Source organism: Lacticaseibacillus sp. 866-1 (genome assembly GCF_016861825.1).
Taxonomy (GTDB): Bacteria; Bacillota; Bacilli; order Lactobacillales; family Lactobacillaceae; genus Lacticaseibacillus.
Genome location: NZ_BOLU01000004.1, coordinates 75,939 through 86,260, shown reverse-complemented (window position 1 = coordinate 86,260; position 10,322 = coordinate 75,939). Strand labels below are relative to the sequence as shown.

The following is a 10,322-nucleotide window of genomic DNA, read 5'->3' as shown; positions in this document are numbered from 1 at the left end:
TGCTTGTGAGTGTTAATCTGAGAGTGGGTCATGAAGATTCCTGCTTTCTTGTCTGGTTGCACTAACAAGAATAGGTCTTCATGGCCTTTTTGGTCTAGTCGCTAAGGTGTTGCACTTGAATTGTAAACTGGGGCTGGTAACGAAAGTGCCACTGGCTTGGCATTACTCGGTGTTTCTCTAATGAGTCTTCTAGGTTTGGTTGAGCGGAAGCGCAAGGCAGATCGTTAACGGATTAGACGAATTTGAAAGAACCGTTCTTCACGCAACGCGTGAGGAGCGGTTCTTTTTGGTTCTGAGTTTATAAAAGTGGTAAGCAACGAATAGCAGATCGTCTTGCAAACTGAAAAGGACCGCAATTGTCTTTTGGGATTGCAGCGCTTCCTCGTTTATACAGTTTCATTGTTGGTTGGTTTTAGATGCTGATTCCAAGGTAAATAGGAGAAAGCGCAACCGCTTGCGTGGATGTCGTGACCAGAGCGCTCACTTTACCTCTCACGTGTTCTCGTTTACGACACGAATATCGATTCCCAGTCGGGTTCGACTCGATTCAGCAAATCTCTCGGCTAAATGAATAATTGCCTGCACCAATCATTTGAACGCTTTGACGAAAATCAAAGGCCTCCAGGTTTGAGCTCACCGATTCGTCAGAGACTAATTTTGAACGGAATTGCAAAAAAATAAGGCAAAATACAAAATTTGGGAATTTGACACACGAACAATAAAAAATTGGCGCGGAAGAGCCCAGAAACCCTGCAGCATTAAGCTTTGTCATCGTCGCCAAAATATGAAATAATCATATTTTACGTGAACCGCTAAAGCCTTGTCAGTACTGGCCTTTCAAGATTCTCCGCACCATATTCAAATTTCTCGTGTCTCGATTTCCAGGATTTTGTATTTTGCCTAAAATCAAGCGGGAATCCGACAGGAAAAGCTGTTTTGTGAAATCTGTCGCCAAAATGCAGTATCGTCAGAATAAACAAAAATCCGCCAAAAAAGCGGATTCTGGAAATTGAGGTGAAGCTTGCGTTAACCACTCCTAACCGTGAAAGTCTGCACTTTGGGCCAAGACCTGATTAACAAGCTCATGGTCAAAATGAACTGGACTTTTCCGCGACTTGGTCAAATGATTCGATAGCAAAGACTAAAGCGGTTCATTCGGGCCTGGAGAGCGGAAGATCTGTCCGGCAATTAAGCAACGTCTCTTCAAGAAGACAATCATTTCCAGTATTCTAGGGAGAGCACATCAAAATCTTGCGGCGTCCACTTTCACTGTTGAGGGAACACCTCTTTGATGCGCGGAAAAGCTTATTAAGAGAGGAGGGCAGTGATAAGCATCTTCCCAGGTTCTCACGCCTAAACTAGGAAATCCAACTAACGATCACGCTCAAGGCCGAGAAACTTCTTTGTCCATATCCGTGGTCAATGTGGCTCAAGCTAATTCAACGCAGTCAAAATAGTCGACCAACTTAAAATGATGACTAACCTTTTCTGAGGCTGATGTTGCCTTCACACTGTTTAGAGACCAGTGAGTTAAGGACCCGATACAGAGATTAATCGGTATTAAACGCCGTCATCTGATGTACAAAACCGGAGTCTCCGCGTTTTTTGCAAAAATAGAAAAAATCGCGGAGAATGTTCCCTCTTTTCCCACCTTAGAATATAGACATGGAGTGAGGAGGGAAAAACGATGCGAGTGAAAAATCTCTCAGGTGAACAATTTGGTCGGCTGACCGTGCTCAAGCGAGCAGGGACAGCCAAGAACGGGAATGCGGTATGGCAATGCCAGTGTTCTTGCGGTAATACGGTCACAGTCGACGGGTGTCGGCTGCGGTCAGGCCAAGTGCGCAGTTGTGGGTGCTTGCGTCGGGACGTCGCTCGGCAACGCGCGGCGTTAAATCCGGCCTTCAGGGCGCACCAGCACGCGCATGGGCGTGATTTGACGAATGATGATGGGATTTCGCTGAATTCATTAGTCAAAAGCAAGCGCAATAAGTCTGGTGTAGTGGGTGTCTCTTATAATCCGGCCAATAACCGTTGGTTTGCGCGGCTCCGGTATCAAGGCCGCTATGTGCTTCTCAAGTCATGTCAGACGTTTGATGAAGCGGTGGCCTTGCGTAAGGCTGCAGAATACCAATATCTGGGCAAACCGACTGAAGAGTTGGCAGAAAGCGTTCAGTGACACACTCCGGGGAGGGAGTGCGGCGCTGGCAGCTTTTTTGTTGAGACACGAAAAAGGGCAAATCGCTGATTGAAGCGATTTGCCCTTTACTGTGCTTAGGACTGAATGCCGAAGTTGATCACGCCCGAGAGACTTTCCCAGTAAGCCGCCAGCATGGCTGCGCCGGCCGCCGGATCCGGTGCGCCCCCACCGTTGCCGTGATGCTGCTGAAGTGACATTGAAAATGGTGCATAGACCATTTGCCGGTTCAGCCGCTCACCTTGGAACAGGTTGGTGATTTGCGCTTGACTAGATTGTTCAGTAGTCCGGCGATTCTGCTGGGCCGCGTTATTCTTTGCGCCAGCCAGTCCTGGCACCAGCGCCTGGTATTCACTTGGCAGGTTCGAAGCAAGTGGGGCAGCCATCACGTGTTTGACCGTGATGACCACCGTCTGGTCGGCTGCTGGAAAGCGGGTTAAATCGGTGGCCGGGTTGATCAGAACCGCGTAGCCAGCTTCTACTAGTGACTGCGTGAGTTCATGAAAATTGAACGTCATCGGTTCGCCTGGTACCCCGGCAATCAAATCGGTTTGAAGCGGTTTGCCAGTATCAGCATCGACAACAATCACCGTGATCCGCTGCTTTTGTTTGGCCGCGGCTGAAGTGACAGTCTTATTCTGAACGACGGGTGCCTTAGGGCTGGTTGTGCGGGGCGCCGGCTTGGTTGGCTTCGCCGTAAGGATTGTTTTGCCGAGGGGATTGGTCCCGAGTACTGCAGCACTTTGGACTTCTCTCGGCGCTTTGCTTTCGGCAGTTGATTTGGCCTCGGAAGCTGCAGCACTCTGCGCCGCATCACTGGCCGCTTTGCTTTCAGCGATGGAGTTAGCTTCGGAAATCGCGGCGCTCTGCGCTGCTTCACTAGCCGCCTTGCTTTCGGCAATGGAGTTAGCTTCGGAAATTGCGGCGCTCTGGGATGCTTCACTGGCCGCTTTGCTTGCGGCAATGGAGTTAGCTTCGGAAATTGCGGCGCTCTGCGCTGCTTCACTAGCCGCCTTGCTTTCGGCAATGGAGTTAGCTTCGGAAATTGCGGCGCTCTGGGATGCTTCACTGGCCGCTTTGCTTGCGGCAATGGAGTTGCCCTCAGAAATCGCGGCACTCTCGGCTGCCTCACTAGCTGCCTTGCTTTCGGCGATGGAGTTAGCCTCGGAAATCGCCGCACTCTCTGCCGCTTCACTGGCTGCCTTGCTTTCGGCGATGGAGTTAGCCTCGGAAATCGCGGCGCTCTGCGATGCTTCACTAGCCGCCTTGCTTTGGGCAATGGAGTTAGCCTCGGAAATCGACGCACTCTCTGCCGCTTCACTGGCTGCCTTGCTTTCGGCGATGGAGTTAGCCTCAGAGACCGCAGCACTCTCTGCTGCTTCGCTTGCGGCTCTGCTTGCGGCGATCGAGTTGGCCTCGGAAATCGCGGCGCTCTCCGCTGCTTCACTGGCTGCTTTGCTTTCGGCGATGGAGTTAGCCTCAGAGACCGCAGCACTCTCTGCTGCTTCACTTTCGGCAATGGAGTTGGCCTCAGAGATTGCGGCGCTCTCCGCTGCTTCGCTCGCTGCCTTGCTTTCGGCAATGGAGTTAGCCTCGGAAATCGCAGCGCTCTCGGCTGCCTCACTGGCTGCCTTGCTTGCGGCAATGCTTTGGGCGACTGAGGCCGCACTTGAGTCCGCTGCGCTGGCGCCACTTGACTGACTGGAGTCGGCGCAGCTCGAGGTTTGTTGAGCGGTGACCTGAATCGTTGCCGTCATCATACGGGACGTCATGTTAAAGAGGATTTGGTCACTTTGCCCAGCTGCCAGCGCGTAGCCGGCAGGCGGCTGCGCAATGTAGGTGCCTGCGGACTGCAGGCCAAGCTGCTGCTGGATCGTCGCAATCACCTGGTTGCCGTCAACGTACCCGTAAGTCATGACGGCAGTGCCAGTGCCAGCTGGGTTCACGGCCAGCGCCCCCTGAATGCTTGAGGACACAACGTAATTGTTATCGCCGATCGCGGCCTTGACTGCCGCGGCCAGGTTGCTTTGGCCTTGAGCCGTCAGGTTGGCATAGTAGGTGCCGGCGACCGTATCGTCGTCGATGACGCTAAAATCGCCCGCCGCCAGCGTGATTGTCGCCAGCGTCTGGTGCGTGCCGCTGACCGTTGCCGTGACTTGGCTGCCAACGAAGTGCTGCGAGGCCAGGGTGCCATCTGCAGTGCTGGCCAGGGTACTCCAGCTCGCGCCCAGCACGGTCGTCGCTTGCGTTGCCGCTTGGACCGGGGCTGCTGGCGTGATGGCCGGAGCCGCGAGGGTGACGCCGGTCAGCGCCGCGGCGCCCATCAGGACGGCGCCGATTTGATTTGCGTTATGAGTCAGCTTTGTCATCGCTTGCGTCCTTTCGCTTCAGTGAAAATGGGTCACTCACCGTTTTCGGTATGACTGTCTGCATTTTGGCCTGTTTCACGCGTACGGTTAAGTCCGCCAACTCGCCCCAATCGGCTGGGGACGGGGGGTTCGCCCACGTGACCTGGGGAATGGCCAGAGTCGGGTCAGAAAAGTCCGACAAGTAGACGTCGGTGTGCTTAGAGAGCCGGTGTTCGACGACAATGAACGCGTTGTCGAAGCTGGACAGGGTCCGCGAGATGTAGTCGGTGTAAATCGGGCCTTGCGCAAAATCGACGCACACGTACACTTTGTCGCGCAGCGCCTCGGTCGGCAGGTAGTTGATCAGCGTGAACATGTAGGAAAAGTACAGGTTGACCGCCATCGTCCGGTTGAGCACCGGGTCGGCGCGCTTGGCCAGCTGACTGATAAACGTCAGGATCAGCTCATCGAAGCCGGGGTAGAGATTCGCAAAAAAACTAATCTGCTGGTCGTCGATGAAGGTGGTCGGTGCCAGGTAGAAAGTGACCATCTGCACGTGCAGCCCGAACAAGGCCTGCCGCAGGGGGCTTAAGTCGGTTTCGCCAGGGTCATCCAAAATGTGGCGACTTTGGACCAGCACCAGGAATTCATCCGTCATCCGCCCCGCCTTGGGCAGCCGTGCGGCCGAAATCAAGTCGGTTTCGCTGGCCGGCGGCAGGTAGTGCCAAATGGCCAAAAAGGCGTACAGGTAGTCGAGTTCGGCAGACGTGACCCCGAACTGTTTTGGCAAAATCTTGTGAATTCCGTCGAGGCGCCCGTTGGCCCCAGGCAACTCGAGTGCGCCTGGCAGCACCTTTTCGATGTGCTGGCCGTTCATCATCCGCAGCAGCCAGATCTTGAGGAAAAATCGCAGCTTCGTAGTTTGCGTCGGCAGCAGTGCCACGTCCAGCTGCGCCTCCAGCGTGCGGATCAGCGCCTCGACGGTTTCGTCCAGCTCTTTGAAGGGGCTGGCGATGCCGTTGTAGGCCACGAAATAAAACTGGAAAAGCGCCAGCCGCGTCGCAAATTCGGTGTCGGCAGGCTCGTGGGGCGAGAGAAAATCATCCGCCAGGTCATTTTTCAACTGAGCCGAGGCCTCGTAGAACTTGGCGTTGGAAATGAAGTGTTCCTTCATGTATTTGCTTTTGGGCGTGCGCTCGGAAAAGAAGAACTGGTACTCAAACACCGTGAACTCGTAGCTGCGCTTCAGGTACATCAGCCGGAGCTTTTGCAGGATCACCTTGGTGAGGTGATGGGCGCGCCAGTAGCCTTTTTCCAAGTCGTCGAGGTAGCTCGGGGTGTCAGTGGACACCGCGACCAGGTCGGCGTTGAGCGTGTCAAAGACTTTATTCAACTTGTACTTGGTCAGGCCGAATTGTTCTGACAGCGTGGTTTCGGCGAGGGTTTGGTTCGAGGCGTTACTGATGGCTTGCAGGATGCGGTAACTGGCCCGGTTCTCAGCATTAAACAGTGCTGACGCGTTCATCTGTACACCCCTCTCAAAAATTATGCCCACTATTACGAATATTATACTGCACATTTGATTGACTTAGGAGACGAAAAAAGCCCCGGCCAAGGCCGAGGCTGCGCGGCGTGTTACACCGTGACTTCGTGATGCATTTTCTTCTCCAAAAAGGCGAGGAGTTTCGTGAGGCTGTAGGTCATGATGAAGTACAGCACCATCGCGATGGCGATTGGCAAGACGCCGCGGTAAGTGTCGGCCTGCACGATGCGCATCTGGTAAATCAGATCCGCCACGCCGATGATCGAGACGATCGAGGTTTCCTTGATCAGCGAAATGAACTCGTTGCCCAAAGCCGGCCAGATGTCGGTGAGCGCCTGTGGGAAGACGACGTAGCGCATGGTGTCGCGCTGGCTGAGTCCCAGGCTGCGTGCCGCCTCGGTTTGGCCCTTGGCGATGGCCTGGATGCCGCCGCGGAAAACTTCGGACACGTAGGCCGCCGAGTTTAGCCCGACCGCCAGCGTGCCGGCAACGACCGCCGAGACGTTGTAGAACGTCCCGATGCCGAAGTAGATAAACATGACCTGGACCATCAGCGGCGTGCCGCGGACAAAGGTGACGTACGCGTTGGCCAGCTGCTTCAGCCAGGTGATATGCCCCAAGCGGACGAAGGCGAGACCGGAGCCCAGCAAGACCCCGATGATCACGGCGACCAGCGAGATGCCGACGGTGTACTCAACGCCCTTGGCGAAGTAGGTCCAGTAGTGCCACATGGTGTGGGTTTTAGCGCCGGTGGAAATGTACTTGGACGCCTCAGGCAGGAACTGCTTGTTGATCTGATCCTTCCTATGGATTTTAGCGATGCTTTTGTTGATGGCGGCCTGCAACGCGTACGAGCCCTTCGGCAGCGCGATGGCGTTGCCGGATTCGGCGCCGGACACGGTGAACTTGCCGTCGATGGCCGCGAGTGTCGGGTCGGAGTTGGCGTACGCTACGGCCGAGGCCGAGTCCTTCACGATGCCGTCGATTTTGTGCGCCTTGAGTGCGAGCACCAGGTCGGACGCATTTTGCATGCCGACGACCTTAGCGCCAGGCATCTGCTGCTTGACCAGGTTGTAGGCGATGCTGCCGACCACCGCGCCGACTTTCTTATCATTAAAGGACTTGCGATCCGAGTACAGACCCTTGTCGGTTTTGAGGATAATGATGTCTTGCTTGGATGTGTAGTACGTGTTGGAAAAGTCCACGTGCTGCTTGCGCTCGGCGGTCGGGGAGAAGCCGGACAGGATCATGTCGACCTTGCCGGTTTCCAGCGCCACCAGCAGCGAATCGAAGTCCATGCGCTTGACCACCAGCTTCACGCCGAGGTCCTTCGCGATTTGCTTGCCGATCTCGATGTCCATGCCGACGACCTGCTCCTTGCCGTTCACGTTGGTCGTGAACTCGTAAGGCGGGTAGTTCGGTGAGTTGCCCATCACCAAGGTGCCTTTTTGCTGGATGCGAGCCAGGGAGTCGTCGGTGGCCGCGTGGACGGGCTGCGGCTGGGCGATGGCGGCCAGGAGCCAAACCAAGAGGCCGGTCATTAATAATGTGAGCCAAGTATGTTTGTGCATGTGTGTACCCCTTCCCAAAAGAAGCAATAGCCATATCATACGTTTAATACGATAAATATTCAATATATATCCAGCCTGATTGAACAGCCACTCGGGTTATTGGAAATTGGACCTTCAGAATTTACGATAAACTAAGAGAGGCTTGGCCAACGCGAATTTCCCGTCGGTCGAGCCTCTTTTGCTAGTCGCTTTCCTGATAGTGCCGGAGGTTATCAAGCAGCTCCGCTCGCAGCTGGGGCAAGTCGATGTAGTGACCTTCGTCCCTCAGCCGCGCCTGCAACTGAGGCCATAGTTGGTCGAGTTCGCGCCGCATGGGGTTGGGCACCTCGGCGTCTGGCAGCGGGTCGCCGTTCAGATCCAGGTGGGCGTAATTATTCGCCGGCAGCGGCTCTGAGAACTGCGCGCCGTAGCAAATATCACCAAAATGTTGCCGCAAGGTCGGCTGCATCTCCCGCGTGACCGCCGCAGCAAATTCCTGAAGCTGACTGAGCCGCCGCGCGCTGGGCAGCGTGGGACTGGACAGGGTGACGGTGAAGCCGGTGCCTGCGACAGTTTGAAATTCGACCCGGACGACATGCGGTTCAATGATGGTGAGGGTCTTGAGGTAGTGGCCGGCGATCCAGATTGTCCCGCCGGATTCACTTTGTCCCAGGGGAAAGAAAAACATGCCGAAGTAGGCGATGACGCGCGGCGGGCGGCCGTGCATGCCCATTTTCGTCTTGATGTGCTGACGGGCTGCGTTCAATTCCTCGTGAAACGGCGACAGCAGCAGGCCCATCTTGCGGGTGAGCGCGCGCGTTTCCTGGCTCACTGCATAGGGGCCAGTCTCGGCGTCGATGGCAATGGTGCGTGTGTTTTCGTTCGTGAACGGCATGATCAAGACTAGGGTGTGGATGAACAACAGATCATCGCGAATAGGCAGTGCCCCCGCCGCTGCCTCTAAGTCTTGGGGATGGAAACTGGCAGCGGTGAGGCGGCTGCCATCGGTTTTTTCAATGATCAACATTAGCTTGTCCTCCCAAAAATATGATTCTGATAGTGTTTAGAACAAACGTTCTCCCTTGTGTGCTCATCATATGCACGTGGCTTACTTTTTGTCAACGAATCTGACTTCGGCACGCGGGGTTAGTTTAATCAGCGCATCTTAGTTTCATCGCTGTACCAAAAGGCCGTGGTTACTATTGAAATCACAGCCTTTTTGCGGCGGGATAGGGCGTGCTGAGGCAGGCTAGACAAGTGGGGCCGCGGGGTCGGCCGCAAGACGAGAGTGCTGACCTGACCGTCTTTTCCCCGCCGACGATCCCGCCTGTACCGCCATCAGCAAAGTCAATATACTCGCTTCATCATTGGCGCCAATGAAATCTAAGCACTTAGGTGCAAGGAGTTGCTAATGATGCGAAACGCTGAAACAGGGTTTGAGCTGTACTTGGCCAACGCGGGGGTCGTGCACGCCGCCGTGCGCCGGTTGCAGGTCTGGCCCGGTCAGGCCGATTACGATGATTTGGTGGAGGAGGGGATGCTGATCTACGTTGCTTACTACCAGCGCTACCGCGACCCGGTGCGCACGCAAGCGGAGCGGATCAAATTTAACAAGCTTGCCGGCTTGTTTGTCTATTATGGGCTGCTGAAAATTGTGACACGCGAACAGCGGCGCCCGGCTGTGCATGAACGCAGCGCGCGCCGGGAACCAGCAGCCGATACTGACCCACAGGATGGGCTGGTAAAGTGGTTGGACGAAGACGCGGAGGTCGCGCTGGTGGCCCGACTGCGCAGCCAGCTGACACCGCGCGAGCAGGCAGTCTTTGAAGCTATGGTCGACCAGGCGTTCACGAGAGCAGAAACCCGCGCCTACCTGGGCCTGAGCCAGTCCAACTTGACCAATGTGCTGCGGCGCATCCACGCCAAGTACCAGACGCTCAAGGCGGCTGAGGCCGCGGCAAGTCCGCTGTGAACTTCTGGCCGGTGCCGGCTTTCTATTCATGTAAGGCCGCAAGAAGCGGGCTTACCACTTTTTTTGAGAAAGGAGGCAGGCACAATGGCAAAGGAAATCGTACGGCAGCGGATCTCGCTGACTTATGTGCAGCCTGACAATCCGAACTACGTGCTGCGGCGCGCGTTCGCGAACATTCGCGCCAATGCGAGCGATGAGAACCTGATGGCCTTTGCCCAGCTGATCGGCAAGGTCAATCCGGCCGATCAGTTAGGGTCACTGCAGGTGATTACCACCAGCGAAGTCGTCGAGTAAGGCGACAGCTGACAGTCTGAGAGAAAGGAGGTAAGCACATGTATCAATTACTACTGAGCTACAATGACGCCGATGCTCACCGGCACACGTTCACCCTGAGTAACTTGGCCACCGCGCCGGACAGCGCGTTTGCCGAGGAGCTGGCAGCTGCACTGCAGAAACTGCAGATTTTTGGCCTCAACGACACCAACTACTACGAGAAGTTTATCGAAGCCAGCGTGCGCTACACGCAGACCGACTCGCTGTTTACGACACTACCTGAACTGTAACTGAATAGCTTTTCCCCCAGCGAATGAATCCGTGAAATCTAACAACCGTGGCACTGACGAATCACGGTCGTTCGATGCACCGGGCGACCCGAGCAATCGGGCCGCCTTTTTTTGCGTTGTGCGACAAAAAAAGCACCCTGCCGCGAGGG

The 10,322-nt window shown here is 55.3% G+C and carries 8 protein-coding genes; 4 read left to right on the top strand and 4 right to left on the bottom strand.

The window, feature by feature from the left end:
- The first annotated feature begins 1,687 nt into the window (after positions 1-1,687).
- The gene (locus tag JUE30_RS02610) at positions 1,688-2,179 is read left to right on the top strand and encodes an AP2 domain-containing protein (protein WP_203623496.1); all 492 of its coding nucleotides are present in this window, start codon (positions 1,688-1,690) and stop codon (positions 2,177-2,179) included.
- Between the two features lie 95 nt (positions 2,180-2,274).
- Here JUE30_RS02610 and JUE30_RS02605 read toward each other — a convergent pair whose 3' ends face one another.
- The 4 genes from JUE30_RS02605 to JUE30_RS02590 all read right to left on the bottom strand — a co-directional run bounded on the left by JUE30_RS02605 (position 2,275) and on the right by JUE30_RS02590 (position 8,665).
- Positions 2,275-4,566 carry an MBG domain-containing protein gene (locus JUE30_RS02605; protein WP_203623495.1) on the bottom strand — a complete coding sequence of 764 codons (2,292 nt, stop codon included), beginning with the start codon at positions 4,564-4,566 and terminating at the stop codon, positions 2,275-2,277.
- The gene (locus tag JUE30_RS02600) at positions 4,547-6,070 is read right to left on the bottom strand and encodes a hypothetical protein (RefSeq protein ID WP_203623494.1); all 1,524 of its coding nucleotides are present in this window, start codon (positions 6,068-6,070) and stop codon (positions 4,547-4,549) included. Before JUE30_RS02600 ends, JUE30_RS02605 begins: the two co-directional genes overlap by 20 nt.
- 110 nt (positions 6,071-6,180) lie before the next feature.
- Positions 6,181-7,629 carry an ABC transporter substrate-binding protein/permease gene (locus JUE30_RS02595; RefSeq protein ID WP_203623498.1) on the bottom strand — a complete coding sequence of 483 codons (1,449 nt, stop codon included), beginning with the start codon at positions 7,627-7,629 and terminating at the stop codon, positions 6,181-6,183.
- Between the two features lie 211 nt (positions 7,630-7,840).
- Positions 7,841-8,665, bottom strand: a complete 825-nt coding sequence (locus JUE30_RS02590) for a competence protein ComK (RefSeq protein WP_203623493.1) — start codon at positions 8,663-8,665, stop codon at positions 7,841-7,843.
- 387 nt (positions 8,666-9,052) lie between these two features.
- Here JUE30_RS02590 and JUE30_RS02585 point away from each other — a divergent pair, with 387 nt between their 5' ends.
- The 3 genes from JUE30_RS02585 (at position 9,053) to JUE30_RS02575 (ending at position 10,173) form a co-directional block, all read left to right on the top strand.
- On the top strand, positions 9,053-9,610 hold the full coding sequence (locus JUE30_RS02585) for a sigma-70 family RNA polymerase sigma factor (RefSeq protein WP_203623492.1): 558 nt from the start codon (positions 9,053-9,055) through the stop codon (positions 9,608-9,610).
- Positions 9,611-9,694: 84 nt separating this feature from the next.
- Entirely contained in the window at positions 9,695-9,904 is a 210-nt protein-coding gene (locus JUE30_RS02580; RefSeq protein ID WP_203623491.1) for a hypothetical protein, read from the top strand.
- A 38-nt stretch (positions 9,905-9,942) separates the two neighbouring features.
- A complete protein-coding gene (locus JUE30_RS02575) occupies positions 9,943-10,173 on the top strand; it encodes a hypothetical protein (protein WP_125758247.1) in 231 nt (76 codons plus the stop codon).
- Positions 10,174-10,322 lie beyond the last annotated feature (149 nt).

Bases quoted from the DNA above. Each gene is read 5' to 3' on its own strand.
- JUE30_RS02585 (WP_203623492.1), top strand. From the start codon at position 9,053: ATGCGAAACGCTGAAACAGGGTTTGAGCTGTACTTGGCCAACGCGGGG.
- JUE30_RS02610 (WP_203623496.1), top strand. From the start codon at position 1,688: ATGCGAGTGAAAAATCTCTCAGGTGAACAATTTGGTCGGCTGACCGTG.
- JUE30_RS02575 (WP_125758247.1), top strand. From the start codon at position 9,943: ATGTATCAATTACTACTGAGCTACAATGACGCCGATGCTCACCGGCAC.
- JUE30_RS02580 (WP_203623491.1), top strand. From the start codon at position 9,695: ATGGCAAAGGAAATCGTACGGCAGCGGATCTCGCTGACTTATGTGCAG.
- JUE30_RS02595 (WP_203623498.1), bottom strand. From the start codon at position 7,629: ATGACCGGCCTCTTGGTTTGGCTCCTGGCCGCCATCGCCCAGCCGCAG.
- JUE30_RS02600 (WP_203623494.1), bottom strand. From the start codon at position 6,070: ATGAACGCGTCAGCACTGTTTAATGCTGAGAACCGGGCCAGTTACCGC.
- JUE30_RS02590 (WP_203623493.1), bottom strand. From the start codon at position 8,665: ATGTTGATCATTGAAAAAACCGATGGCAGCCGCCTCACCGCTGCCAGT.
- JUE30_RS02605 (WP_203623495.1), bottom strand. From the start codon at position 4,566: ATGACAAAGCTGACTCATAACGCAAATCAAATCGGCGCCGTCCTGATG.